General features: G+C 71.6%; 22 protein-coding genes. 11 read left to right on the top strand and 11 right to left on the bottom strand.

The genetic code is table 11. From position 1 onward, the window contains the following. Positions 1–77 precede the first annotated feature (77 nt). The 4 genes from BS83_RS27110 to BS83_RS42210 all read left to right on the top strand — a co-directional run bounded on the left by BS83_RS27110 (position 78) and on the right by BS83_RS42210 (position 6748). Positions 78–2480: an ATP-binding cassette domain-containing protein gene (locus BS83_RS27110; RefSeq protein WP_037606110.1), complete on the top strand. Its 2403-nt coding sequence runs from the start codon at positions 78–80 to the stop codon at positions 2478–2480. A gap of 259 nt (positions 2481–2739) precedes the next feature. Then, complete coding sequence (locus BS83_RS27105; protein ID WP_051944057.1) at positions 2740–3972, top strand: ROK family transcriptional regulator; 1233 nt, start codon at positions 2740–2742, stop codon at positions 3970–3972. A gap of 29 nt (positions 3973–4001) precedes the next feature. Next, entirely contained in the window at positions 4002–5534 is a 1533-nt protein-coding gene (locus tag BS83_RS27100) for a UDP-N-acetylglucosamine 1-carboxyvinyltransferase (RefSeq protein ID WP_037609939.1), read from the top strand. Positions 5535–5707: 173 nt separating this feature from the next. Then, positions 5708–6748 carry a protein kinase family protein gene (locus tag BS83_RS42210; RefSeq protein WP_051944056.1) on the top strand — a complete coding sequence of 347 codons (1041 nt, stop codon included), beginning with the start codon at positions 5708–5710 and terminating at the stop codon, positions 6746–6748. 49 nt (positions 6749–6797) lie between these two features. Here BS83_RS42210 and BS83_RS27090 read toward each other — a convergent pair whose 3' ends face one another. The 5 genes from BS83_RS27090 to BS83_RS27070 all read right to left on the bottom strand — a co-directional run bounded on the left by BS83_RS27090 (position 6798) and on the right by BS83_RS27070 (position 10549). Beyond that, positions 6798–7505, bottom strand: a complete 708-nt coding sequence (locus tag BS83_RS27090; protein WP_051944053.1) for an alpha/beta fold hydrolase — start codon at positions 7503–7505, stop codon at positions 6798–6800. Between the two features lie 44 nt (positions 7506–7549). Further along, entirely contained in the window at positions 7550–8416 is an 867-nt protein-coding gene (locus BS83_RS27085) for an ABC transporter permease (protein ID WP_037606108.1), read from the bottom strand. Next, the gene (locus BS83_RS27080; protein WP_084714140.1) at positions 8376–9302 is read right to left on the bottom strand and encodes an ABC transporter ATP-binding protein; all 927 of its coding nucleotides are present in this window, start codon (positions 9300–9302) and stop codon (positions 8376–8378) included. Before BS83_RS27080 ends, BS83_RS27085 begins: the two co-directional genes overlap by 41 nt. Next, the gene (locus BS83_RS27075) at positions 9299–9790 is read right to left on the bottom strand and encodes a MarR family winged helix-turn-helix transcriptional regulator (RefSeq protein ID WP_037606107.1); all 492 of its coding nucleotides are present in this window, start codon (positions 9788–9790) and stop codon (positions 9299–9301) included. The genes BS83_RS27080 and BS83_RS27075 overlap by 4 nt, the downstream gene beginning before the upstream one ends. 108 nt (positions 9791–9898) lie before the next feature. Further along, positions 9899–10549: a LysE family translocator gene (locus BS83_RS27070; protein WP_037606106.1), complete on the bottom strand. Its 651-nt coding sequence runs from the start codon at positions 10547–10549 to the stop codon at positions 9899–9901. Between the two features lie 77 nt (positions 10550–10626). Between BS83_RS27070 and BS83_RS27065 the strand changes: the two genes are divergently transcribed. After that, entirely contained in the window at positions 10627–11991 is a 1365-nt protein-coding gene (locus tag BS83_RS27065; protein WP_037606105.1) for an aminotransferase-like domain-containing protein, read from the top strand. Positions 11992–12191: 200 nt separating this feature from the next. Here the strand turns inward: BS83_RS27065 and BS83_RS27060 are convergent, their stop codons facing one another. The 3 genes from BS83_RS27060 to BS83_RS27050 form a co-directional block, all read right to left on the bottom strand. Continuing rightward, on the bottom strand, positions 12192–13334 hold the full coding sequence (locus tag BS83_RS27060; RefSeq protein WP_037606104.1) for a cation:proton antiporter: 1143 nt from the start codon (positions 13332–13334) through the stop codon (positions 12192–12194). Between the two features lie 86 nt (positions 13335–13420). Beyond that, entirely contained in the window at positions 13421–13819 is a 399-nt protein-coding gene (locus BS83_RS27055; RefSeq protein WP_037606103.1) for a Zn-ribbon domain-containing OB-fold protein, read from the bottom strand. 162 nt (positions 13820–13981) lie between these two features. Continuing rightward, a complete protein-coding gene (locus tag BS83_RS27050) occupies positions 13982–14707 on the bottom strand; it encodes a TetR family transcriptional regulator (RefSeq protein ID WP_037606102.1) in 726 nt (241 codons plus the stop codon). Between the two features lie 102 nt (positions 14708–14809). Between BS83_RS27050 and BS83_RS27045 the strand changes: the two genes are divergently transcribed. Continuing rightward, complete coding sequence (locus BS83_RS27045) at positions 14810–15961, top strand: acyl-CoA dehydrogenase (RefSeq protein WP_269664867.1); 1152 nt, start codon at positions 14810–14812, stop codon at positions 15959–15961. A 356-nt stretch (positions 15962–16317) separates the two neighbouring features. On the opposite strand, the gene BS83_RS27040 is transcribed toward BS83_RS27045, so the two are convergent. After that, positions 16318–18081: an MOSC and FAD-binding oxidoreductase domain-containing protein gene (locus BS83_RS27040; RefSeq protein WP_037606100.1), complete on the bottom strand. Its 1764-nt coding sequence runs from the start codon at positions 18079–18081 to the stop codon at positions 16318–16320. Between the two features lie 188 nt (positions 18082–18269). Next, positions 18270–18761: a VOC family protein gene (locus BS83_RS27035; RefSeq protein WP_408641036.1), complete on the bottom strand. Its 492-nt coding sequence runs from the start codon at positions 18759–18761 to the stop codon at positions 18270–18272. 711 nt (positions 18762–19472) lie between these two features. On the opposite strand from BS83_RS27035, the gene BS83_RS27030 reads away from it, so the two are divergent. Next, a complete protein-coding gene (locus BS83_RS27030) occupies positions 19473–19892 on the top strand; it encodes a DUF7144 family membrane protein (protein WP_037609936.1) in 420 nt (139 codons plus the stop codon). Positions 19893–20111: 219 nt separating this feature from the next. Further along, the gene (locus tag BS83_RS27025) at positions 20112–20945 is read left to right on the top strand and encodes a class II glutamine amidotransferase (RefSeq protein WP_037606098.1); all 834 of its coding nucleotides are present in this window, start codon (positions 20112–20114) and stop codon (positions 20943–20945) included. Positions 20946–21212: 267 nt separating this feature from the next. Here BS83_RS27025 and BS83_RS27020 read toward each other — a convergent pair whose 3' ends face one another. After that, positions 21213–21506, bottom strand: a complete 294-nt coding sequence (locus BS83_RS27020) for a hypothetical protein (protein ID WP_037606097.1) — start codon at positions 21504–21506, stop codon at positions 21213–21215. Between the two features lie 220 nt (positions 21507–21726). On the opposite strand from BS83_RS27020, the gene BS83_RS45755 reads away from it, so the two are divergent. The 3 genes from BS83_RS45755 to BS83_RS27005 all read left to right on the top strand — a co-directional run bounded on the left by BS83_RS45755 (position 21727) and on the right by BS83_RS27005 (position 24877). Continuing rightward, the gene (locus BS83_RS45755; protein WP_157597335.1) at positions 21727–22047 is read left to right on the top strand and encodes a hypothetical protein; all 321 of its coding nucleotides are present in this window, start codon (positions 21727–21729) and stop codon (positions 22045–22047) included. A gap of 82 nt (positions 22048–22129) precedes the next feature. After that, entirely contained in the window at positions 22130–22591 is a 462-nt protein-coding gene (locus tag BS83_RS27010) for an ArsI/CadI family heavy metal resistance metalloenzyme (protein WP_037606095.1), read from the top strand. Positions 22592–22924: 333 nt separating this feature from the next. Beyond that, positions 22925–24877, top strand: coding sequence for a potassium transporter Kup (locus tag BS83_RS27005; RefSeq protein ID WP_232248500.1), 1953 nt, complete (start codon positions 22925–22927; stop codon positions 24875–24877). The last annotated feature ends 278 nt before the right edge of the window (positions 24878–25155 follow it).

Here is a 25155-nt window from a genome sequence, read left to right as displayed (position 1 = left end):
CTCCGGCCGGCGTGCGCGACGGCCGTGTCAGGGGAGAGTCACGCCGGGCCGTGCCCGGGAGAGGGAGACAGGACAGGATGAGCAGGGCCAGCAGGACGGACGCAGGGACGGGGACGCGGTCGGCCGCGAAGGCGGGGGACGGCGCCCACGACGTGATCCGCGTCCACGGCGCGCGGGAGAACAACCTCAAGGACGTCAGCGTCGAGATCCCCAAGCGGCAGCTGACGGTCTTCACCGGCGTCTCGGGCTCGGGCAAGAGCTCGCTGGTCTTCGACACGATCGCCGCCGAGTCCCAGCGCCTGATCAACGAGACCTACAGCGCCTTCGTCCAGGGCTTCATGCCCACGTTGGCGCGGCCCGACGTCGACGTCCTCGAGGGCCTGACCACCGCGATCATCGTGGACCAGCAGCGGATGGGCGCCGACCCGCGTTCGACGGTCGGCACCGCCACCGACGCCAACGCGATGCTGCGGATCCTGTTCAGTCGGCTCGGGAAGCCGCACATCGGCTCGCCCAAGGCCTACTCCTTCAACGTCCCCTCCGTCAGCGGCGCGGGCGCGATCAGCGTGGAGCGCGGCGGGCAGACGGTGAAGGAGAAGCGCAGCTTCAGCATCACCGGCGGCATGTGCCCGCGCTGCGAGGGCCGGGGCTCGGTCTCCGACATCGACCTCACCCAGCTCTACGACCCGACCAGGTCGCTGGTCGAGGGCGCGATCACCATCCCCGGCTACACCGCGGGCGGCTGGGGCTACCGGCTCTACGCCGAGTCCGGCTTCTACCCGGCGGACAAGCCGGTGGGGAAGTTCACCAAGAAGCAGCTGCAGGACTTCCTGTACCACGAGCCGGTGCGGATGAAGATCGGCGGCATCAACCAGACCTACGAGGGCCTGGTCCTGCGGATCCAGAAGTCGATGCTGTCCAAGGACGTCGACGCGCTGCAGCCGCACATCAGGGCCTTCGTGGACCGCGCGGTCGCCTTCGCGGTCTGCCCCGACTGCGACGGAACCCGGCTCGCCGAGGGCGCCAGGCGCTCGAAGATCGGCAAGGTGAGCATCGCCGACGCCTGCGCGATGCAGATCAGCGACCTGGCCGAGTGGGTCCGCGGGCTGGACGAGCCCTCGGTCGCTCCGCTGCTCGCCACGCTGCGGCAGACCCTCGACTCCTTCGTGGAGATCGGGCTCGGCTACCTCTCGCTCGACCGCGCCTCGGGGACGCTCTCCGGCGGCGAGGCGCAGCGGGTGAAGATGATCCGTCACCTCGGCTCCGCGCTCACCGACGTCACCTACGTCTTCGACGAGCCCACCACCGGCCTGCACCCGCACGACATCCACCGGATGAACGACCTGCTGCTGCGGCTGCGGGACAAGGGCAACACGGTGCTGGTCGTCGAGCACAAGCCGCTCACCATCGCGATCGCCGACCACGTCGTCGACCTCGGACCGGGCGCGGGCACGGCCGGAGGAGCGGTCTGCTTCGAGGGCGATGTCGAGGGCCTGCGCACGAGTGACACCATCACCGGTCGCCACCTCGACGACCGCGCCGCGTTGAAGGAGACCGTGCGCGAGCCCAAGGGCACGCTGGAGATCCGCGGCGCGAGCTCGCACAACCTCCGCGACGTCGACGTGGACGTGCCGCTCGGCGTGCTGGTCGTGGTCACCGGTGTGGCCGGTTCCGGCAAGAGCTCGCTCATCCACGGATCGATCCACAGCGACGCCGGAGAGGTCTCGGTCGACCAGAGCCCGATGCGCGGCTCGCGCCGCAGCAACCCGGCGACCTACACCGGGCTGCTGGAGCCGATCCGCAAGGCCTTCGCCAAGGCCAACGGCGTCAAGCCGGCCCTGTTCAGCGCCAACTCCGAGGGCGCCTGCCCCACCTGCAACGGCGCGGGCGTCGTCTACACCGACCTGGCGATGATGGCCGGCGTCGCGACCGTGTGCGAGGAGTGCGAGGGCAAGCGGTTCCAGGCCTCCGTGCTGGACTACCACCTCGGTGGGCGCGACATCAGCGAGGTGCTGGCGATGCCGGTGACCGAGGCCGAGGAGTTCTTCGGCGCAGGGGACGCGCACACCCCGGCCGCGCACACGATCCTCGGGCGGCTCGTCGACGTCGGGCTCGGCTACCTGACCCTGGGCCAGCCGCTGACCACCCTCTCCGGCGGCGAGCGGCAGCGGCTCAAGCTGGCCACGCACCTGGCCGAGAAGGGCGGCGTCTACGTCCTGGACGAGCCGACCACCGGCCTCCACCTGGCCGACGTCGAGCAGCTGCTCGGTCTGCTGGACAGGCTGGTCGAGTCCGGCAAGTCGGTCATCGTCATCGAGCACCACCAGGCCGTCATGGCGCACGCCGACTGGATCATCGACCTCGGCCCCGGGGCCGGCCACGACGGCGGGCGGGTGGTCTTCGAGGGCACCCCGGCCGACCTGGTGACCGCCCGTTCGACGCTGACCGGCGAACACCTGGCGGCCTACGTCGGACGCTGAGACGGCGAGGGGTGCAGCGGGAAGGGGGCGGGGAGCCGGGCCGGGGGCGAGGTCGTAGGCTGATCATCATGTGCCGGGCCGAACCGGAACGGACCGGGCCGGCGGGCAGCCGACGGCAGCGGACGCGGACGCGCGGTGCGTGGGCCGTGCGGAGGGGAGCAGCGTGCGGGAGCGGGCGGGGCAGCGCGGCGCGGGTGCGGCGGGCGGGGTGGCGGGTGGAGCGCCGGGCGGAGCGGCCGGGCCCGCCTCGCAGCGCGGCATGCGGCGCCAGAACCTGGCCCTGGTCCTCGGCACGGTCTCCGCGGCCGACGCCGACGCGCCGCTCTCCCGCGCCGACGTGGCCGGAAGGACCGGCCTGACCCGCGCTGCCGTCTCCAGCCTGGTCGACGAACTCATCGCCGACGGGCTGCTGGTGGAGGCCGAGAGCGCCCCCAGCGGCCGGGTCGGGCGGCCCGGCCGGGCGCTGGCGGTCAGCGACCGCGGGCCCTGCGGGCTCGGCCTGGAGGTCGGCGTCACCCATCTCGGGGCCTGCGCGGTCGATCTGCGTGGCCGGGCCCGCGTCTGGCGGCGCGTCGAGCGCGGCAACGCGGGCCGGCCCGCCGGTGAGGTCCTGGCGGAGCTGGCCGCGCTCGGCCGTGAGGCGGAGGTCGAGGCCGCGGCGCTGGGCCTGTCCGTGGCCGGCCGGGTGCTGGCCGTCCCCGGCGTGGTCAGCCGCGCCACCGCCGCCCTCGCCCACGCGGAGGCCCGTGCGGACCTCGCCGGGGTTCCGGACTCCGCGGCCGCTCCGCACGCCGCGGTGGAGCGCGCGGCCAACCTCGGCTGGGAGGCGATGGACCCCGCCGACCACTGGCCCTGGCCCGACGCCGTGCCCGAGGTCGAGAACGAGGCCAACCTCGGTGCGCTCGCCGAACTGTGGGCCGGCCGCCCCGCCGGCGCGGTCGGCGACACCTTCGTGCACGTGTCGGCGGCCGTCGGCATCGGCGCGGCGCTGGTCGTCGACGGCCGGCTGTTCCGGGGTGCGCGCGGCTTCGCGGGAGAGCTCGGACACCTGCCGGTTCACCCGGAAGGACCACCGTGCGCATGCGGAGCACGCGGCTGTCTTGAGCTGTACGCGGGCGAGGCGGCGGTCCTGCGGGAGGCGGCTCTGGACCCTCAGGGAGCGGACCCCGTCACCGCTTTGGCGCAACGCGCCCGCGCCGCCGATCCGCATACGATCGATGCGCTGACCAGGGCCGGCCGCGCCATCGGCCTGGCCCTGACGGCGGCCGTCGACCTGGTCGACCCTTCGGCGCTGGTCCTCGGCGGCGCCTACGCGGAGCTCGCCGAATGGCTGCTTCCGCCCATGCGGGCGGAGCTCGCCGCCCGGGTCAGGGTCCGCCCCTGGGACGCGGACGGTTTGCGCGCCTCGGCCCTGGGTAGGCGCGGCCCGCTGCTGGGGGCCGGGCTACTGACGGTCCGCCGGATCCTGACCGACCCGGGCGCGCGTGGTTGACATCTCAGATCTGAGATAGTGTGACGCACGTGACTGATGACTACCTCGCGCGTATCGGCAAGCTCATTCGTACCGCCCGCCAGCACAAAGGTCTGACCCAGGCCGAGCTCGCCGAGGCGTTGACCACCAGTCAGAGCGCCGTGAACCGGATGGAGCGAGGGCAGCAGAATCTCAGTCTTGAGATGATCGCCAGGATCGGCGAGGCGCTCGACAGCGAGATCGTCTCCCTCGGCTACGCCGGCCCGATGCACCTGCGCGTCACCGGCGGCCGTCGCCTGACCGGCTCGATCGACGTCCGCAGCAGCAAGAACGCAGGAGTGGCGCTGCTCTGCGCCTCGCTGCTCACCACCGGCCGCACCACGCTGCGCCAGGTCGCCAGGATCGAGGAGATCTACCGCATCCTCGAGGTGCTGACCAGCATCGGCGTCAAGGCCCGGTGGATCAACAACGGCAGCGACCTCGAACTCACCCCGCCGGCCCAGCTCGACCTCGACGCGATGGACGCCGACGCCGCCCGCCGCACCCGCAGCGCCCTGATGCTGCTCGGCCCGCTGATGCACCTCGCCCCGCACTTCCGGCTGCCCTACGCCGGAGGCTGCGACCTCGGCACCCGCACCGTCGGCCCGCACCTGGCGGCGCTGCGCCGGTTCGGTCTCAAGGTCACCGCCACCGAGGGCTCCTACCACGCCGACGTCGAGCCCGGCGTGGCGCCCGCCCGCGCCATCGTGCTGACCGAGCGCGGCGACACCGTCACCGAGAACGTCCTGCTCGCGGCCGCCCGCCACCCGGGCGTGACGGTGATCCGCAACGCCAGCCCCAACTACATGGTCCAGGACCTCTGCTTCTACCTGGAGCGCCTCGGGGTCAAGGTCGAGGGCATCGGCACCACCACGCTCACCGTCCACGGGGTCGAGCAGATCTCCTGCGACGTCGACTACGCCCCCGCCGAGGACCCGGTCGAGGCGATGAGCCTGCTCGCCGCCGCCGTGGTGACCTCCTCCGAGCTGACGATCCGCCGGGTGCCGATCGAGTTCCTGGAGATCGAGCTCACCGTGCTGGAGGAGATGGGCCTGGACTACGACCGCAGCGAGGAGTACCTGGCCCGCAACGGCCACACCCGGCTGACGGACCTGACGGTCCGCCCGTCCAAGCTCACCGCCCCGGCCGACAAGATCCACCCGATGCCGTTCCCCGGCATCAACATCGACAACGTGCCCTTTTTCGCCGCGATCGCCGCCGCCGCACACGGCGACACCCTGATCCACGACTGGGTCTACGACAACCGCGCCATCTACCTCACCGAGCTCAACCGCCTCGGCGCGAACGTCAAGCTGCTCGACCCGCACCGGGTGCTGGTCCAGGGCCCCACCACGCGCTGGCGCGCCGCCGAGATGATGTGCCCGCCCGCGCTGCGTCCGGCCGTCGTCGTGCTGCTGGCGATGCTGGCCGCCGAGGGCACCTCGGTGCTGCGCAACGTCTACGTGATCAACCGCGGCTACGAGGACCTGGCCGACCGGCTCAACTCGATCGGCGCGCGGATCGAGACCTTCCGCGACATCTGACGCCCCGCCCGGCCGCCGTCACCGCCCCTCGGCCCCTCACCGCGACGCTGACCTCGCACGTGCCTGGAAAGTCCGATTTCTGGGCACAGTGACGTTTGGGTAGCGTGTGGCCTTCGTGCGCAGCTGCCTGGGGATCAGTGTGCCCGCTGCGCCCGCCGGACGAGGGGAATCCCATGCGCGTGCCCGCAACCGCCGACCGTGACGCCAGACTCGCCGCCCACGGCAGGGTCTCCACGGCGCTCGCGCTGCTCAGCGACGTGCGGGCGGCCGAGCTCGTCGCCACGGCCGTGCCGGTGGGCGACGGCATCGGCGGCCGGGCGGGGGAACTGGAGGTCGACGGCACCCGCGTCTTCGTGAAGCGGGTGCCGCTGACCGACCTGGAACTGCGCCCCGAGCACCGGCGCTCGACCGCCAACCTGTTCGGACTGCCGCTCTTCTACCAGTACGGGGTGGGCTCCTGCGGCTTCGGGGCGTGGCGCGAGCTGGCCGTGCACACGATGACCACCGACTGGGTCCTGGCCGACGTCCACCCGGACTTCCCGCTGATGCACCACTGGCGGGTGCTGCCCGACACCCCGCCGGAGGGCTTCGTCGACTACCTCGGCGGCATCGAGGGCGCGGTCGCCCACTGGGACGGTTCGGCGGCCGTGCGGCAACGGCTCGAGGCGATCGCGGACTCCTCGGCGAGTCTGGTGTTCTTCCTCGAACACGTGCCGCAGACGCTGGGCGCGTGGCTGGAAGCCCAGGACGATCTGCCTGCGGCGGCCGTCTGGGCGGAGCGGCGACTGGAACGCGGCACGGCGTTCATGCGCGAACGCGGGCTGGTCCACTTCGACGGTCACTTCGCGAACGTGCTCACCGACGGGCGGCGGCTCTACTTCGCCGACTTCGGACTCGCCCTCAGCTCCCGCTTCGAGCTCTCCGCCGCCGAGCGCGCATTCCTGGCCGAGCACCGGCACTACGACCACTTCTACACCGTCAGCCATCTGCTCCGCTGCCACCTGCTGGAAGGCGTCAGGGACCGGACGGAGCACCTGGACTTCCTCCGCGCCTGGATCTCCGGCTCACGACCCGACACCCTCGCGCCCGCGGTCGCCGGACTCGTCGACCGTCACGCCCGCACGGCCCTGCTCTTCGACGCGTTCTGCGGCGGCCTGCTCAACGGCAGCAAGAGCACGCCCTACCCGGCCGCGGAACTCGTCGCCAGCCTCTGACGACGACGACGGCGGGGCCGGGTCGGGTCGGGTCGGCGCGTGGGGCGGCTCAGCTCCAGAGCGGGAGCGTCAGGTCGAGGTCCGCAGGATCCTCGCCGGTGCGGGCGAGGGCCTTGGCGACGGGGGCGGGCAGGGGCCAGTGGCCCAGGAGGCCGCCGACCAGGAGGGTGCTGAGGCGGTGCCAGGTCCGGGCCCGGCGGGCCATGGCGTGGTCGCTGCCGGGGATCACGCAGCGGGCGACGTTCGCGCCGGCCGCGCGGGCGCGCCGGGCGAGCTCCGCGGACTCGCCGGGCGGGGTGACCCGGTCGTGGTCGGAGTGGACCACGACCACGCGGCGGTCGGCCAGGTGCTCGACCGGCTCGCCGCGCGGGCACCAGGGCGCCAGGGCGACGATCCCGGCGACGGACGGATGCCCGCCGATCCGCAGCGCGGCCCTGCCGCCCATCGAGTGGCCGAGCAGGACGACCGGCGTCGCGGGGCCGATCTGCCGGACCAGCTCGTCGAGCGCCGCCTGGGCGTCGACCGCGGCGTCGGCGCGCTCGCCGTTCCAGCCCCGGTGCAGGTACGCCACCTCGGCCACGCCGACCGTCCCGCCCTGCGGGGCGCGCCGCACCGCCCGCTCGAACGGACGCAGGCGCAGCAGCGGGGAGTTGAGTCGGGAGGGCGGTCTCAGGCCCGTCTCGTCGCCGCCGTGCAGCACCAGCAGCACACTGCCGTCGTCCGTCGACGCGGGGCGCTCCCGCCACACCAGGGGCATGCGCTCAGCGTAGCCGTTCCGGCGACGCCGTCCCTTGTTCTCCGCTACTTCGCCAGGCGTCCCATCAGCAGCGACGCGGCGGTCACGCCCAGCACGGCGGCCAGCGTCAGCACCCCGAAATCCGCGCCCAGATGGGACGGGGTGCCCAGCAGCAGTCCGCGCAGCGCGTCGACCTCGTAGCTCAGCGGGTTGGCCTTGCTGACCGCCTGCAGCCAGCCCGGCATGACGGCCACCGGGTACAGGGCGTTCGAGCCGAAGAACAGTGGCATGGTGATCGCCTGGCCGATGCCCATCAGCCGGTCGCGGGTCAGCACGATCCCGGCGATCGACATGGACAGGCAGGAGAAGAACGCCGAGCCGAGGATCACGGCCACCGCCACCCCGGCCAGCTTGAGCGGGTTCCAGGTGAGGCTGACGCCGAGCAGCGCCGCGATCACCACCACGACCACGGCCTGGATCACCGACTTCACCCCGGCCGCGAAGGCCTTGCCGGTCACCAGCGCCGCCCGGGGCGTCGGGGTGACCAGCAGCTTGGTCAGCACCCCGGAGTCCCGCTCCCAGATGATCATGATGCCGTAGAAGATGGCGATGAACATCGCCGACTGGGCGATGATCCCCGGAGCCAGGTAGTCGAGGTAGGGGATGCCGCCGGTGGGGATCGCCCGGATCCGGGTGAAGGTCTCGCCGAAGATCAGCAGCCACAGGGCCGGCTGCACGGCGCGGGTGTAGAGCTCGGTGCGATCGTGGCGCAGCTTCTGCAGTTCGACGGTGCACATGGCGAGCATGCGGGCGAGCACCAGCCGCCAGGCGCTCCGCGCGGGCGGCGGGGTGAGCAGCAGGTGGAGCTGCAGCCCCTGCTCGGGCCCCCGTTCAGCGGACCCGGGCTGCGGCGGCGCGGGTACGACGGACATCGCGGAAATCCCCTCCCTCGGTGTCGGGCCGGTCGGCGCCGGCCAGGCCGCTGCCGGCATGGTGGCGGAACACGTCCTCGAGGCTGATCCGCTCGGGGTCCGCCCCGAGCTCGGCGGCCAGGTCGGCGCGGAGCCGGGCCGGGGTGCCGACCGCGCGGATCCGGCCGCGGTGCATCAGGCCGACCCGGTCGCAGTGCTCGTTGGCCTCGTCCATGTAGTGGGTGGTGACCAGGACGGTCATCCCGGTCGCCGCGCGGACCTGCGCGATGCACTCCCAGACGCCGCTGCGGGCCAGCGGGTCCAGGCCGATCGTCGGCTCGTCGAGTATCAGCAGGCGCGGCGCGCTGACCAGCGCCTGCGCGAGCTCGAGGCGCCGGACCATGCCGCCGGAGTAGGTGCCGGCCAGGCGGTCGGCGGCGTCGGCGAGGTCGACCGCGGCCAGCGCCTCGGCCGCCCTGGCGCGGCGCTCGCGGCGCGGCACGTCGAAGACGCGGGCGAACAGTTCGACGTTCTCACGGCCCGTCAGCCCGCTGTCGGCGGACAGCTGCTGGGGGACGTAGCCGAGCAACCGGCGCACGGGCATCCGGCGTCGGGCGCAGTCGAGGCCGAAGATCTCGACCCGGCCTGCGGGGACCGGCAGCAGGGTGGTGATGGCGCGGATGGCAGTGGTCTTGCCCGCGCCGTTGGGGCCGAGCAGCCCGAAGGTCTCGCCCTGGGCGACGTCCAGGTCCAGGCCGTCGACGGCCTTGGTGTCGCCGAAGGCGTACTCCAGGCCCGAACAGCGCACCGCGGGCGGCGCGTCGGGCGGCGACGTGGGCTGTGATGCGGGATCCGTCTCCGGCGTGGACCCGGCCGGCGGGGGAGTCGTGCTCAGGGGGTCGCTCATACGAAGGGCTCCTCACGCAGTCCCTCGGCCAGGCGGCGCAGGGCCGGAATGGCGCCGGTCAGCGCCTGGCGGTCCGACTCGTCCAGGCGGCCGAGCTGGTCGGCCAGCAGTGCGCCGCGCCGGGCGTCCCAGGCCGCCAGCCTGGCCGCGCCCTCGGGCCGGGCGTGCAGCCTGGCCGCGCGCCCGTCGTCGGGGTCGGTCTCGCGGCGCAGGAGTCCGGCGGTGACCAGCTGGTTGACCAGCGTCGACACCGAGTTGCCGGCCAGGAACAGCTCCTGCGCGGCCTCGGACACCCGCAGGCCGGGCCGCGCCGAGACCAGCCGCAGCAGCTCCACCTGCGCGCCGCGCAGCCGCGGCTGCGCGAGCCCGGCCCGCAGCCTGCGGCGCACCAGGCGCTGGATCGCGGGCAGCAGTTCGGCGAGTTCGGCGGTCGCGGGGTCCTGGCTCCGGGTCTCCGGGGCGTCCTCCGTGCCTTCGGCGGTCGTCACCCCTCAATTACCTCTCAGTGAGAGCTAATAGTCCAGAGTGCCTGACCTGGGAGAACACCGGGAGTCCGGCGTGCGGGTGGGTGGGTGGGGGGGCGGAGGAGGCGGGGCTCAGGCGGCGACGGCCTTGGCGCGGTCGGCGGCGATGTGCAGGGCCAGGCCGCCGAGGACGGTGCCCATCGCGTAGCGCTGCACCCGCAGCCAGGCGGGTCGACGGGAGAAGAAGGAGGCTATCGTCCCGGCGCTCATCGCGATCAGGCCGTTGATCGAGACGGCGATGACGATCTGGGTCAGGCCCAGCAGCAGGCTCTGCTCGGCGACGTGGCCGCGCGACGGGTCCACGAACTGGGGCAGCAACGAGATGTAGAGAATTGCCAGCTTCGGGTTGAGCAGGCAGGTCAGGAAGCCCATCAGGTAGAGCCGGCGCGGCGAGTCCTCCGGCAGCGCCTGCGGCTCGAAGACCGCCGTGCCGCCCGGCTTGACGGCCTTCCAGGCGAGCCAGAGCAGGTAGGCCGCGCCGGCGAGCTTGATCGCCGTGTAGAGGGCGGGAACCACGGCGAAGAGGGCCGCGATGCCGGCCGTCACCGCGGCGAGGTAGACCAGGAAGCCGGTGCCGACCCCGGCGAGCGAGATCAGGCCCGCGCGGCGGCCCTGCACGATCGTGCGCGAGACGAGGTAGATCATGTTCGGCCCCGGGGTGAGCACCATGCCCAGGGCGACGGCGGCGATGCCGAGTTCGGCGTGCGCGGTGATGGCGTCCATGGGTCGAGGCTAGGCGGTAGCCTCAGATCGGTGCAATGATTGTTTTGCGCTCGGTGCAATGGGGAGGAATGCACGCGATGAACGACGCGCCCGTCGAACGCCGCGACGACTACCGCCTGATCGCGGACGGGATCGGCGCGGACATCGCCGCGGGGCGGCTGCGTCCCGGCGACCGCCTCCCGACCCAGCGCGCCTTCGCGCGCCGCCGCGGGATCGCGCCCTCCACCGCCGGTCGCGTCTACGCCGAACTCGTCCGCCGAGGCCTGGCCGTGGGCGAGGTCGGCCGCGGCACCTTCGTCCGGGCGACCCTCGGCCTGCCGGGTGCGGACCTCCCGCTCGCCGAGCCGTCCCGCGCGCGGGTGGACCTGGAGCTCAACTACCCGGTCGTGGCCGAGCAGTCGGCCCTGCTCGCCGCCGGTCTCGCCCCGCTGCTGCGGCCCGACGCCCTGGAAGCGGCTCTGCGGCAGGCCCGCGCCGAGGGCACCCCGGCCGCGCGGGAGGCCTGCGCCGGACTGCCGGCGGGCGCCGGCTGGCGTCCCTCACCCGACGCACTGCTCTTCGCGGGCGGCGGACGACAGGCGGTCGCGGCAGTGCTGGCGGCGCTGGTGTCGCCCGGTCAACGCCTCGGCGTGGAGGCGCTCACCTATCCCGTGGTCAAGGCGATCGCGCAGCGCCTCGGCATCACCCTGGTCCCGCTCGCGGTCGACGACCACGGCGTCGTCCCGGAGGCGCTGGCCGAGGCGCACAGGACGACGCCGCTGCGGGCCGTCTACCTGCAGCCGCGCGTGCACAACCCGCTCGGCGTCACGCTGCCGCAGGCGCGCCGTGAGGCGCTGGCCGAGCAGCTGGCGCGGCTCGACCTGCCCGCCGTCGAGGACGCGATCTGGTCCTTCCTGCGCCCGGACGCGACACCGCTCGCGGCGCTCGCGCCGGATCGGGTGGTGCTGGTGGACAGCCTCTCCAAGCGGGTCGCCCCCGGGCTCGGCACCGGCTTCGCGGTGGTGCCGCAGGCGCTGCGCGCCGCCGTGGCCGCGTCGCTGCGCTCGGGCGCGTGGCTGCCGAGCGGCTTCGCCCTGGAGGCCGCCCTGCGCTGGATCGCCGACGGCACGGTCGCCGCGATCGCCGCGGCGAAGCGCGCGGACGCGACGGACCGTCAGCGACGCGCCCGCGAAGCCCTCGCCGGCCAGACCCTCCGCTCGGACCCCTGCTCCTACTACTGCTGGTGGGAACTGCCCACCCCCTGGCGCGCGGACACCTTCGTCGCCGCGGCCGCCCGCGCGGGCATCGGCGTCACCCCCGCCGCGGCCTACGCGGTCTCCCCCCGCTCCGCGCCGAACGCGGTCCGCGTCGGCCTCGCCTCACCCCCGCCCGAGGTCCTCACCCGGGCCCTCACCACCCTCGCGGAGATCGCCCGCAGCGCCCCGGAGGGCTTCGCGGACTGAGCGAGGCCCCGGGGGCGCGAGGAACTGCGCGAGCGACCACCCACCCAGGAGCACACCGCGCCGAGCCGGAACATGTGCACGCCGGTGGCTTGCCCCCGTCGAATCCGCCTGCCGCGTCGGCAGCGCTCCCCGGCAACGTGGGCTGGCGCGCGGTGTGCGCGTGAGCCCGCCGTAGGTGTTCGCTCGCGCCCCTGGCGTGGCTACGGCCTCGGCGCAGCCGCCTGGCGGCGCGCGGCGAGCGCGCCGGCCGCCGTCGCGGCGGCGATGGTGACCAGCGCGCCGAGCATGAACGCGGCGGCTTCGCCGGGGCGGGCCAGGTGGAGTTGGGTGGTCAGGGTCGCCGCCGCGACCGGGACGCCGAGTTGCGCGGCGGCCAGGACGCCGAAGGCCACGGGCTGGCCCGTCAGCCGCATCGCGGCGTGGGTGAGCAGGGCCGCCAGGCCCAGCAGCAGGCCGAGCAGGATCGCGGAGGGGTGGTCGCCCAGCTGCCGCAGGTCCAGCGACGCGCCGAGCCAGACGAAGAACAGCGGGCCGAGAAAACCCTCCGTCAGCGCGAACAGCTGCTTCGCCAGCCTGCGCGGTTCGCCGATCGCCGCGACCACGAGGCCGAACGAGAAGCCCGCCAGCATGATCGAGACGTGCGTCCGCACCGCGAGCGCCGCGAGGGTGAAGAGGATCGCCAGGCTGATCCGCAGTTCCAGGGCGAACTTCCGGCGCTCCGAGAGCCGGTGGACCCGCAGGCGCAGGCCGCGGTGCTCCGCCTCCCGCAGCACCAGGAAGAACACGCCCGCGCTCGCCAGCACCGCCGCCGCCCCCAGCGCGGCCCGCGCGGCGTGCGCGGGGTCCACGGCGAGCGGAAGGGCGACGATGCACGCCGTGTCGGCGACGGCGACCTGCGGCAGCAGTTCCAGCTGCGCGGGGCCGCCCAGATGGAGCGAGTCGAGGATGGGCAAGATCAGTGCCGCCGATGAGGAGGCGAAGAGCACCACGTAGAGCGCGGTGTGCCCGGTGTGGAAGCCGCGGGAGAGCGCGAGCGCGGGGGCGACCGAGAGCACGCCGACCGCGGCCGCCCGCATTGCGCCCTTGCCCAGCCCGGCCCGAAGTCCCGCGTCGCGGACCGGGACGTGCGCCCCGGCGACGAACATGATCAGCGCGAAGCCCATGTCCGCGAGGAAGGCGAAGGTACGGTCGCCCGCGTGCAGGTAGCCGACGAAGGTCGGCCCAAGGAGTACGCCCGCGACGAGTTCGCCGAGCACCACGGGGAGCCGCCACGCCGTCGGCAGTGCCAGCAGCGGGCCGAGCAGTCCGGCCGTCACGATGACCGCCAGGGTCGTGAAACTCACGCGTCCTCACCCTTCGCCGCGCCGCGCGACGTGCGGGCGGCGCCCCGGCGTGGGGGCAGCCTAGCGAAGCGGGCGCGGCGGGAGCGTCAGGCGCAGGCGCGGAAGATCGGCAGGTGGCGGGCGTCGCCCTCGTCGGCCAGGCGGACCCGGGTGCCCTCGGGCACGGTGCCGGGGAGCACGTCGTCCAGGGAGGCCTGGATGGTGAAGCCCTCGTCCAGGACCACCAGGCACTGCGTCTCGATCTCGCCGAACCCGCGGTGACGGGGGGTCATCAGGCGGTGCACGGTGCCGGTGCCGCCGCTGGTGCGCTCGATCAGCTCGGGGGAACCGCAGATCGGGCAGAGCAGCGCGGCGCGCCCGGTCGCGGAACCGCACCAGGGACAGCGGTGGTAGCGCAGCTCGGGGGCGGGGGCGTCGTCCTGGACGGGCCGGGCCTGGCCGGGGAAGACGAGCGGCGCGAGGGTGGAGGACAGGGTCGAGGGCATGGGGGCTCCAGTGAACGTGAGGGGGCGGTCGTTCAGCGGCGGAGTGCCGGGACGACTGTATGGCACTCAGTGCCCCCCGTAAAGGCACTCAGTGCCCTCTCGAGCGTTCCTCGTTCCCCGAGCGGCCTGCCGACCCCCTCGGCGCCGCCTTCGGCGCCGGTCTCAGCGCTCGCCCAGGGCGCCCTCGACGTCCCTGACCACCCGCCACAGCGGGGTGCCCCGGCGCGCGAGCAGCACCACGACCTCCTCGTCCGCGTGTCCGTGCCCGTCCGGGTGTCCGCCCTGCTCCTGCGCGGGCCCGAACGCGCGGGCGACGTAGCCGAGCGCCTCGTCGACCGCCGCCTGCACGTCGCCCTGGCCGTCGGCCCGGAGCCAGGTGCGCAGCGCGTGGTTGTGGGCGGCGACCACGGCCGCGGCCACCACGTCCGCCCGCAGCGGACCGTCGGCGCGGCCCGCGCCGCGCTCGCGCAGGTGGCCGGCCAGCGCCCGCTCGTAGCGCCAGACCACGGCCAGCTCGTGCGCCCGCAGGCCGGGGACCTCGCGGGTGAGGCGGTAGCGCTGGACCGAGAAGACCGGGTCCGCCGCGTACATCCGCAGCACCAGCCGGGCCGCGTCGCAGACCTGGGCGACGGGGTCGCCGTCGACGAGAGAGGTGCGCAGGAAGGTCGTCATCTCCGCGAGACAGCCCTCGTGGTCGGGAAAGACCACATCCTCCTTGGAGGGGAAGTAGCGGAAGAAGGACCGTCGCCCGACGCCCGCGAGGGAGACGATGTCGTCGATGGTCGTCTGCTCGAAGCCTCGCTCGAGAAAGAGCTGGAAAGCCGCTCGAACCAGCGACTCCCGCATCGTCGGCTTGCTCTCTTCGCCCGCGTCGCTACCTGCACCCATGTGCAGAACGTAACACCAGAACCCCGGCGTCAGCCCCCACGACGTGGCACTGAGTGTGCATAATCAAGGGTACTGAGTGCCATCTTCTTCTCGGGAGCGACCGTGAGCACAGATTTCGACCTGTTCCAGATCTCCGAAGAGCACCAGATGCTTCGGGAGACGGTCCGGAACCTCGCCGAGGCGAAGATCGCGCCCTTCGCCGCCGAGGTCGACGAGCAGGGCCGCTTCCCGCAGGAGGCACTGGACGCCCTCGTCGCCTCCGAGCTGCACGCGGTGCACGTCCCCGAGGAGTACGGTGGCGCGGGCGCGGACGCGCTGGCCACCGTCATCGTGATCGAGGAGGTCGCCCGGGTCTGCGCCTCGTCCTCGCTGATCCCGGCCGTCAACAAGCTGGGCTCGCTGCCGGTCGTGCTGTCCGGCTCCGAGGAGCTCAAGCGCAAGTACCTCGCCCCGCTGGCCGCGGGTGACGGCATGTTCTCCTACTGCCTCTCCGAGCCCGACGCGGGTTCCGACGCGGCCGGCATGAAGACCCGCGCGGTCCGTGACGGCGACTTCTGGGTGCTCAACGGCGTCAAGCGCTGGATCACCAACGCCGGTGTCTCCGAGTACTACACGGTGATGGCCGTGACCGACCCCGAGAAGCGGTCGAAGGGCATCTCGGCGTTCGTGGTGGAGAAGGGTGACGAGGGCGTCTCCTTCGGCGCGCCGGAGAAGAAGCTCGGCATCAAGGGCTCGCCCACCCGTGAGGTCTACTTCGACAACGTCCGCATCCCCGCCGACCGCATGATCGGCGCCGAGGGCACCGGCTTCGCCACGGCGATGAAGACCCTCGACCACACCCGCATCACCATCGCCGCCCAGGCCCTCGGCATCGCCCAGGGCGCGCTGGACTACGCCAAGGGCTACGTCCACGAGCGCAAGCAGTTCGGCAAGGCGATCGCGGAGTTCCAGGGCATCCAGTTCATGCTCGCCGACATGGCCATGAAGCTGGAGGCGGCCCGCCAGCTCACCTACGCGGCGGCGGCCAAGTCCCAGCGCGTCGACGCCGACCTGACCTTCTTCGGCGCGGCGGCGAAGTGCTTCGCCTCCGACGTGGCCATGGAGGTCACCACCGACGCGGTCCAGCTCCTCGGCGGCTACGGCTACACCCGCGACTACCCGCTGGAGCGCATGATGCGCGACGCGAAGATCACCCAGATCTACGAGGGCACCAACCAGGTCCAGCGCATCGTCATGGCCCGCAACCTGCCGTAGGGTCGAAGACCAATCTCGGTAGGCAGATCAAGCGAGGATGCGGGCATCTCTCCGGTTTGGAGAGGTGCCCGTCCGGCGTAGATGTGCGCAGATCTACGAGGCGCAGGCTGGCTCCTGCCCTTCTTGATTGCTGATGTCCTGATGTGGGCGCAGGTCATCGGTCGGCTGGACATGCAGCCAGGGATGCTGATCCGGTATCACGGCAGTGCCGAAGCGATCGTGTTGCCTGTGCGTTGACTCCGGTCTCCGAGACGAAGACCGGCAGGCCGGCCGGCTGCCCGTACTTGGTGAGCAGACCGTCCAGGGTCGACCGCTCGGTGGCCGCCACCGCGGCCCGCGGGGCGAGATCCAGCCGGCTAGAGGTCCAGCACGATGTCGGTTCGCGGCTGGGAGCAGCACAGAAGCACGTTGCCCGGGGCGGGCTCGTCCAAGGGTTCCGGGTCGTAAGCCACGGCGCCCGACAGGGCCGCGGTCTCGCAGTTGTGGCAGACCCCGGTCCGGCACGACCATCGCACCGGGATGTCGCAGGCCTCGGCCAGCTCCAGCAGGGTCGGCCCGTCCTCCCGCCACGCCACGGTCAGTCCGCTGCGGCTGAACGAGACCATGGCCCGCACCGGTCCGTCGCCCTGGTGCTCGGGTGGGTGGGGGGTGTGGCCCAGGGCGTCGGCCCTGATGCCGGGGGTGAGGTCGGCCTGAGCCCCGAACGCTTCCGTGCGCACATGCGCGCGGCTCAGGCCGGCCTCCGTCAAGGCCTGGACCATGTCGGCCATGAAGGCTTCCGGTCCGCACACGTAGGCCGTGGCGTCTTCGGGCAGGCCGAGGGTCCTGACCAGGTCCGCGGACAGCCTTCCGGCGTCGGTGTAGTCGAACCCGGCGCGGTCCGTGGGCAGCGGTCGGCTGAAGCACACCCGGGCCTCGGCGTGCGGCAGGCGTGTCAGCAACTCCCGCACCTCTTCGATGAAGAGTGCGTCGGCGCTGTTGCGGGCCCCGTGCAGCCACCAGACGCGGCGTCGCGTTCGCATGGCCGTGAGCTGGTGCAGCATGGCCAGCACCGGCGTGATCCCCACACCCGCGGAGACCAGGACCACCGGCCCGGTACCGCCCGCCAGCGTGAACACGCCTCGTGGGGCGGCGACCTCGAGTTCGAGGCCGGGGGCTGCATGGTCGCGGAGCCAGCCGCCGGCCGCGCCCTGGGATTCGAGCTTCACACTGATGCGGTACTCGGCCGAACCGGGTGCCCCGGACAGGGAGTACGTGCGGATCAGTGGCGCGTCGGCTTCCGGGCGGGGGAGCCGCACGGTGACGAACTGACCCGCCGATGCGATCGGCAGCGTGCCGCCGTCCGCGGCCGCCAGCGTGTAGGAGCACACGGTCTCGCTTTCCGCCCTGACCTGGGAGACCCGCAGCCGTCGGAACCCTGTCCATGCCGGCGGACCGCCGGCCGCGGCGGCCGTGAGGCCCACGTTGCCGCCGCCCCCGACATCGCTCAGCAACGCTTCGAGCGAGGCCTTCCAACCGGGGCTGAGCGCCTCGATCCGCAGCGCCCGCGCCAGTTGCTCCCTGGGATGACCCGGCAGGTAGAGCAAGGCGTTGACCTCGGCGACACTCAGAGTCTCCGGACCCGTCCTCAGTTTGATGATCTCGTCCCCGGCTTGCACGGTCCCCTCGGTCAAGACGCGGAAGTAGAAGCCGGGCCTGCCGTGCGAGACCAGCAGTGCGGCCATACGGGGCTCCCGAAGCCGCATCCCGACGCGATAGCAGGTGACTCTGGGCTGGGTGACCTCGAAGACGGCGTCCCCGATGCGATACCGGTCCCCGATGCACACCTGATCATCGGGCAGCCCGTCGACGGTGAAGTTCTCACCGAACTGACCCATCACGAAGTCGTCGCGCCCCAGCTGCTCCTGCCAGTGGCGGTAGGAGTCCAACTGGTACACCAGCACCGCCCGCTGCTCGCCTCCATGACCGGCAAGGTCGCCCTGCCCGTCCCCGTCCACGTTCAGTCGGCGCACGCGGCGGGGACCGGTCACGGGAGCCTTCCACACGCCGGTGTGGACGATCTTGCCCTGCCAGGCCACGTCCTGGGGCAGGCCGACGTTCACGGCTACCAAGGTGGCCATCCGGCCACCCCCTTTCAGGTGCGAGCAGAGGTCGCTCTCGCGCCGGTCCCCAGGCCTGAAATCGAACCGACCGACCGGTCAGGGGGGAGGGGTCGCAGTGACCGCGCGAGAGGGAGCCGGTCCGGGGGCCGTCCATGTCCGAGCCCGTGCCGCTGCGGCACCACGATCAGCTCGGGGGCGGGTCACGGTCACAACGCGTAGACATGGGTGACGATGTGGTTACGCGGGACCTGATCCGGTCCAGGATGGCTCACCGCCACCGTGACCCCGCTCGGATCGCGGCCCTCGACCCAGACGAACCCGTCGGACTCGTACGTGCCGACATAGGCGTGCCGATCCTTGAGCACCTGCTCGCAACGCCGCAGCTCCATCGGGCTCGGGGCCGTCCAGAAGACGGAGTGGATGCCGACTCCTTCCGTCACATGGGCAGCGTGGCTCCCGAGCGCCCGCAGGAACAGTTGTGAGCCGTCGGCCCCGACCAGCAGTGCGGCGGTGCTCTCATCGGCGGTTGTCTGCAGGCCCAGGAGGTCGCGATAGAAGCTCACCGACGCCTGAAGGTCGAAGACGTTCAGCACGACCGACGCCAACCGCATGCCGTGCTCGTCCCTCTTCGGAACCCCGTCGTCCCCGCGGCTCGACGGTCGCCCGTCGGAAGCCGCTGGTGTCGTCCCAGATCCCACATCAACCTCCTTGGGTGGGCCGCCGGTGGCGGCAACTCGAAACCGGGCCGCAGAGCCCACGGGCCTCCGGGTAGCGTTTGGCCCGGAAATACGCTCCCGACGACCCCGGCCAGCAGGTCGGCCGCGACCGTCGCCGGCGGAGTCAGCAGAGACGGTCGGTCGATCCGCGTGCCCATGATGAAACCGCCCGCCCTGGTCAGGAGTGGTGACTGAGCGAGCGGACCGTCCAGCGGCCGGGCGGCCCCCGGCTGTCGAGGGTCGCGGCTCCGATCACTGTGCCCGTCACGAGACGGACGGTCGGCAGGGCCGAAGACGGCCCCGATCCGCAGCTTAATTCTCGGCTGCTCGTGGCGCCCGCCGACCGGCGCGGCGCATCGACGGAGCCTGAAACGCCGGCAAACTATGCGGCTTGTCGGCGCGAGCGGGTGGGAATTCTCCTCGGTCGACCACCGATTTCGTGACGTGTGATGCAGAGCAGTCAGCGGCTCGGCACACAGCCGCGGACGGGTCACCGGGTTCCCGTTGCGGACCGGTGAGGTCGGTGCGGGACGAGCCGGGTCTTCCCCGGGCCCGCCACCGGGCGGGACAGGGCCGCCCGCCTCGAGTTCGCCCGATCGGGCTGCCCGTCGAGCTGAGCCGCCCGCCGATGCCTACCTTTGGATGAACAGATGGCCGCCCGTGTGCCGGCCCCGCCACGAGAGCGAGCATGTCATGGCTGTGCCTTCCACGCCGGTCCGTTCTGCGTCGGCTTCTCCTGTCCGCGGCGGGATGCGGTTCGCCGCGGTGCTCTTGTTGGTCGTCGGAGTCCTGGCAGTCCTGCAGGGCATCGCGGCGGTCGCCGGGGACTCGATCTATGCGAGCGTCGGGAAGTACGCCTACAAGTTCAACCTCACGGCGTGGGGCTGGATCCACCTGGCGCTGGGGGTGCTGTCGGTGGTTGCCGGGGTGGGCGTGCTGAGGGATGCCTCCTGGGGGCGGACGCTGGGGATCTGGCTGGCCAGTCTGAGCATCGTCGCCAGCTTCCTGTTCCTGGTCTACCTGCCGGTCTGGAGCTTGGTGATCATCGCGATCGACATCTTCATCGTGTGGGCGCTCCTCAGCTACGCGGGCAGCCCGGAAAGCATGGCCTGAGCTGTTGCGCTCGCGCCGTCGAGCCTCGGCGCGGCCGTGCGAGGCGCTCGTCACCGGTGCGAACGACGCGCCGCCAGGCGGGCGCCGGGCCGTCGAGATGCCGGCTCTCGCTCTGCGTGGCTCCCGGGGCTGGTCGATAATTCATGTAGTGCCTGGCGTCCGCCGGTGGTCCTGCGTCGAAGGCACACGGCGGGCGGTTACGTCCGAAGGAGGTCGACCATGTGCCGATGGCTCGCCTACTGGGGCGCTCCCCTCCGGCTGACGGATGTGCTCTACACACCGGTGCACTCGCTCATCGATCAGAGCCTGCACTCCAAGCTCGGAGCCGAGACCACCAATGGCGACGGCTTCGGGATCGGCTGGTACGACGACGTCTCCGACACGCCGGGCGTGTTCCGCAGCACCGAGCCGGCGTGGAACGACACGAACCTGCGCGAGTTGTCGGCGCACACCCGATCCCCGCTGTTCTTCGCACACATCCGGGCCGCCATCGGGTCGTCCGTCCAGCAGACCAACTGCCACCCGTTCCGGTACAAGCGCTGGCTGTGGATGCACAACGGCTTCATCGACGGGCTCAGCGACATCAAGCGAGATCTCGCCTTCGCGGTCGACCCCACGCTGTATCTGCACATCAGCGGCACGACCGACACCGAGCTGATGTTCTACCTGGCGCTCACCTTCGGCCTCGAAGACGACCCTCCGGGCGCTGTCGCGCGCACCATCGGGTTCGTCGAGGCGCGCGGACGCGAGCACGGGCACCAGTTCCCCTTCCAGGGGACGATCGCGACCAGCAACGGCGAGTCCCTGTGGGCATTCCGGTATTCGAGCGCGGGTCGGAGCAGATCGCTGTACTTCAACCGCAGCGTCCCGCAGCTCCGAGAGATGTACCCCGACCGGGCCGTCCTGCGCGAGGTGGCCGACGATGCGCGCCTCGTGGTCTCCGAGCCGGTCGGCGATCTGCCCGGCGCCTGGATCGAGGTCCCGGAGGCCACCTACGGCGTGGTCAGCAAGGACCACGAGGAACTGCTCCCCTTCGCGCCCGCTGCGGCGTGACGCAGGAAGCCCCGTGGCGTCCGACTCGAAACCCCGCGCCATGGCGCCCGTCGAGACTCTCGTGCCCGAGGCCCCAGGACCGCTGCCCAGCCTTCCCTCCGACCTGGAAGCGTTCCACGGCCTGGAGCCGTAGCCGCTCCCGCGTGGTTCTCTCGGCGTCAATCAGCCCGCCGCCCTGCGCGTACCTCACACCCCAGGGCCGTTGGTGTCGATGACCGGCTGTCAGGCGAACGGCGGCACCGACTTCACCCAATCAAGTTCAGCAGCTCACATGCCGGCCAGGATAGCCAACAACTCGGAGCTGAACGGATATCCGGAAGCATTATGATCGGCCAAGTGCTTCGAGAGCTTCGGTCCGATGACCATTTTCGCAGCCTCGCTCGCCTGCTCCGATTCCCAGATCACCGCGAAGCCGTATTTCCCTGTCGCGCCATCGCCGAACGCGACAACACTATGGCAGCCATCCTGCGATTTGATCGCCGGCACGAGGTCATCGAAGATCGTCTCGGCCGATGAAAGAGTGTCAGGGCCCAGCTCAAATCGAACGAGTCGGTAATTCATGGCTGCACGTTAGCAGCACTCTCGGTGCCGAACTTCGATGCAACGCCGAATTACTGGCCGAGTTCGGCGATCACAGCCTTCAGCCCTTCGGCCGGCGAAAAGTGCGCGCACGCGGGGTCTTTCGCGCCTCGCGACCTGGTGCCAGGCGTGCGAGTCGGGGGCTTTCGGAGGCTTGACCATCGGAGCGCTGACAGGCGCTCACCGGTATGACCGTCGGATCGTGACGCCAACCGCATCGTCCCCGGTGTCCACTTCTGCACGGCGGATCGGCGCGCCCTCGGCGGCCGAGAGCGGCAGCCGCGTCAACGTCCACGCCCGGCGCACCCGCCACAACCTGTGGCCGTGGTACGAGCGCGGGAGTGGCGGTGTCTGGCAGGCGCTCGACACGATGCTGACACTCGACGTCGACAGTTCGCCCTGCGACGTCGCCCGCGATGCGGCTGCGGCCTCGTCCAGCGGCTCGCGGACCATCGGCGAGCAGCACGCGTCGGCGCTCTGGTCGATGACCGCGAGCTCTGATTTCGACATGTGTCTATGTTGACATCCGTCGATCCAACGGAGCAAGCTCGAAGCTGCATCGACAGACATCGAAGCAAGCCGATTCCGCTCCGTGGAGGTTCGCCATGTCCCGCGTCCAGCTCGCCCTCAACGTCGCCGACCTCGACGCGTCGGTGGCGTTCTACTCCAAGCTCTTCGGCACCGAGCCCGCCAAGCGCCGCCCCGGCTACGCCAACTTCGCCGTCATTGAGCCGCCGCTCAAGCTCGTGCTCATCGAGGGCGAGCCGGGCCAGGAGACCCGTCTGGACCACCTCGGCGTCGAGGTCGCCACGACCGACGACGTCATCGCGGCGACGACCCGCCTCAAGGACGCGGGCCTGGCCACCTTCGAGGAGAACGACACCTCCTGCTGCTGCGCCCTCCAGGACAAGGTGTGGGTCCACGGCCCCGGCAGGGAGCCCTGGGAGGTCTACGTCGTCAAGGCCGACGCCGAGAACCTCGGCAAGGCCCCCGCCCTGACCGGCGACGCCTGCTGCGCCGGTCAGGGCGCCGAGGCGACCGCCGCCGGATGCGCCTGCGGCGCCTGACGCCGGCCGGAGACGGTTATGGACCGCCGGGACGATGGCCACTCTCCGTGATGCTCTCCGCCTGCCCACTTGGCAACCTGGTCGCGACGCGAGCGGCCCCTCCCGGCCACCAGCGCCTGGCCTCCTCGAGCGACGCGTGCTGCCCGGCGCGCCCGGATGGCCGTCCTCGCGGGGGAGTGCCTGCCGAGGTGGAGCCCTGCGGTGACGCAGCAGAGGATCCACGCCGGCGTGGGTGGCGGCCGCCTGTCGTCCGGCCAGATGCCCCTCGAGCTGCTTATATGGAAATCGTCGTCGTCATCCGGTCTCCGGGCGACCGAACTGTGACGGGTCCAGGTGAGAGCGATCAACGCGGAGAACGGCACCGACCAGAGCTCGCACGCCGCCTCGGGCGCCGCGCGCGACACCGTACGGCTGGGTCTGATGGTCGGCGCTCTGGGTGTCGTCTTCGGCGACATCGGCACGAGCCCCATCTACACGATGGCGACGGTGTTCGACCCGACCGATCCGCACCCGGTGCCGGTGAACACCGCCAACGTCTACGGCGTCGTCTCGCTGGTCTTCTGGTCGATCATCATGGTCGTCTCCGTCACCTACGTGTCCCTCGCGATGCGCGCCGACAACGACGGCGAGGGCGGCATCATGGCCCTGATCACGCTGCTGCAGCAGAAACTGTCCAAGCAGGGCAAGCGCACCGCGGTGTGGCTCTCCGCGCTCGGCATCTTCGGCGCCGCGCTGTTCCTGGGTGACAGCATGATCACCCCGGCCATGTCGATGCTGTCCGCGGTCGAGGGCCTCAAGATTGTCGATCCGAGCCTGCACGACCTGGTCATTCCGATCACGACAGTCATCGCCGTGCTGCTGTTCCTGGGTCAGAAGCGCGGCACCGAGGCCGTGGGCAAGTTGTTCGGGCCCGTCATGGTCGTCTGGTTCCTTGTCATCGGTGCGCTCGGGGTCAGCGGCATCGTCGACGAGCCGGCCATCCTGCGCGCGCTGTCTCCCACGTACGCACTCGGCTTCGTGTTCCACCACTTCGACATCGCGTTCTTCGCGCTCGCGGCGGTCGTCCTCTCCTTCACCGGCGCGGAGGCGCTCTACGCGGACATGGGCCACTTCGGCCGCCGCTCGATCAGCCGGTCCTGGACCTTCCTGGTGCTCCCGATGCTGACGCTGAGCTACTTCGGCCAAGCCGCCCTCGTCCTCAAGGACCCGGCGAACATCAGCGGTCCGTTCTTCCTGCTGGCCCCTGGCTGGGCCCGGGTCGCGCTCGTCGTGCTGTCCACCGTCGCGACCGTCATCGCCTCGCAGTCGGTCATCAGCGGCGCCTTCTCGGTCGCGTCCCAGGCCGCACAGCTCGGCTACCTGCCGCGCCTGCGGATCGCCCACACGTCCGAGAAGACGATCGGACAGATCTACGTCCCGTGGATCAACTGGCTGCTGATGGTCTCCGTGCTCGGCCTGATCTTCGCCTTCCAGTCCTCGGCGCGACTCACCTTCGCCTACGGGATGGCGGTCACGGCGACGATCACCATCTCCACCGTGCTCTTCCTCTACGTCGCCCGGCAGCGGTGGAAGATCCCCCTGCCGTGGATCTTCGTCGGCGGCGCCGTGCTCCTTTCGGGGGACCTGATGTTCCTCGCCGCCAACCTGACGAAGATCGTCCATGGTGCGTGGCTGCCGCTGCTGATCGGCCTGATCGCCTTCGCGATCATGACCACCTGGCGCCGCGGCCGTGACATCGTCTCCGAGAACCGCGAGCGGCTGGAGGGCCCGCTGCGACCCTTCGTCGACAAGATGGAGTCCGACAAGGTCGTACGGGTCGTTCCGGGCACGGCGATCTTCCTCAACCGCTCCTCCACGACGGTGCCACTCGCGCTACGGGCCAACGTCGAGCACAACCACGTGCGCCACGAGCACCTCGCGGTCGTGGCGATCCGCACCGAGCCCGTCCCGAGGATCCGTCCGGAGGAACGGATGGTCGTCGACGCGCTCGGCAGCGGCGGGGACGGGATCATCCAGGTGACCGCGAGGTTCGGCTACATCGAGACCCCGAACGTCCCGGCCGCGCTGGCCCTCCTCACCGAGGAACAGACCGAGGGCCGCATCGACGTGGATACCTGCACCTACTTCCTCTCCAAGATCGAGCTGACGCCCGGCGCGGAGCGGACGATGCCCAAGTGGCAAAAGCGTCTGTTCATCGCGACCTCCCACATCACCTCGGCCGCGGCCACCTACTTCCAGCTGCCGCAGGACCGAACGGTGATCATGGGCTCGAACGTGGAGGTGTAGGCGGCGGTCGACCATCCGGACGTGACGCAACCGCAGGCTGCGAGCCTCCGCAATGCCCTGCCGCTCGGACAGATGTGCATGCGAAGTGACTGGCAGCCCCAAGCCCCAGGGCAGCCGAGCGGTCGCGGCACAGACTGCCGGTGGCTACTCGCCGGCGTTGCGAGCAGTCCGGCACGGCGTAGGCGGTTGTGACTTCCCGGTCGTCCGTCGCGGGGGTGTGGGCCGGGATCTGCGGGGCCCGGGACCGACGAACAGCGTCCAGGCCCAATCGGACCCAA

The sequence above is a fragment of the Streptacidiphilus rugosus AM-16 genome (genome assembly GCF_000744655.1).
Taxonomy (GTDB): domain Bacteria; phylum Actinomycetota; class Actinomycetes; order Streptomycetales; family Streptomycetaceae; genus Streptacidiphilus; species Streptacidiphilus rugosus.
The sequence above is the reverse complement of the archived record's forward strand: the minus strand, read 5'-3'. Positions and strand labels throughout refer to the sequence as shown.

Excerpts from the sequence above, each read along its gene's own strand:
- BS83_RS27020 (WP_037606097.1), bottom strand. The coding sequence starts at position 21,506 with ATGAATTACCGACTCGTTCGATTTGAGCTGGGCCCTGACACTCTTTCA.
- BS83_RS42210 (WP_051944056.1), top strand. The coding sequence starts at position 5,708 with ATGCGCGTGCCCGCAACCGCCGACCGTGACGCCAGACTCGCCGCCCAC.
- BS83_RS27010 (WP_037606095.1), top strand. The coding sequence starts at position 22,130 with ATGTCCCGCGTCCAGCTCGCCCTCAACGTCGCCGACCTCGACGCGTCG.
- BS83_RS27090 (WP_051944053.1), bottom strand. The coding sequence starts at position 7,505 with ATGCCCCTGGTGTGGCGGGAGCGCCCCGCGTCGACGGACGACGGCAGT.
- BS83_RS27080 (WP_084714140.1), bottom strand. The coding sequence starts at position 9,302 with ATGAGCGACCCCCTGAGCACGACTCCCCCGCCGGCCGGGTCCACGCCG.
- BS83_RS27070 (WP_037606106.1), bottom strand. The coding sequence starts at position 10,549 with ATGGACGCCATCACCGCGCACGCCGAACTCGGCATCGCCGCCGTCGCC.
- BS83_RS27040 (WP_037606100.1), bottom strand. The coding sequence starts at position 18,081 with ATGGCCACCTTGGTAGCCGTGAACGTCGGCCTGCCCCAGGACGTGGCC.
- BS83_RS27110 (WP_037606110.1), top strand. The coding sequence starts at position 78 with ATGAGCAGGGCCAGCAGGACGGACGCAGGGACGGGGACGCGGTCGGCC.
- BS83_RS27105 (WP_051944057.1), top strand. The coding sequence starts at position 2,740 with ATGCGGCGCCAGAACCTGGCCCTGGTCCTCGGCACGGTCTCCGCGGCC.
- BS83_RS27025 (WP_037606098.1), top strand. The coding sequence starts at position 20,112 with ATGTGCCGATGGCTCGCCTACTGGGGCGCTCCCCTCCGGCTGACGGAT.
- BS83_RS27085 (WP_037606108.1), bottom strand. The coding sequence starts at position 8,416 with ATGTCCGTCGTACCCGCGCCGCCGCAGCCCGGGTCCGCTGAACGGGGG.
- BS83_RS27055 (WP_037606103.1), bottom strand. The coding sequence starts at position 13,819 with ATGCCCTCGACCCTGTCCTCCACCCTCGCGCCGCTCGTCTTCCCCGGC.
- BS83_RS27030 (WP_037609936.1), top strand. The coding sequence starts at position 19,473 with ATGGCTGTGCCTTCCACGCCGGTCCGTTCTGCGTCGGCTTCTCCTGTC.
- BS83_RS27050 (WP_037606102.1), bottom strand. The coding sequence starts at position 14,707 with ATGGGTGCAGGTAGCGACGCGGGCGAAGAGAGCAAGCCGACGATGCGG.
- BS83_RS27065 (WP_037606105.1), top strand. The coding sequence starts at position 10,627 with ATGAACGACGCGCCCGTCGAACGCCGCGACGACTACCGCCTGATCGCG.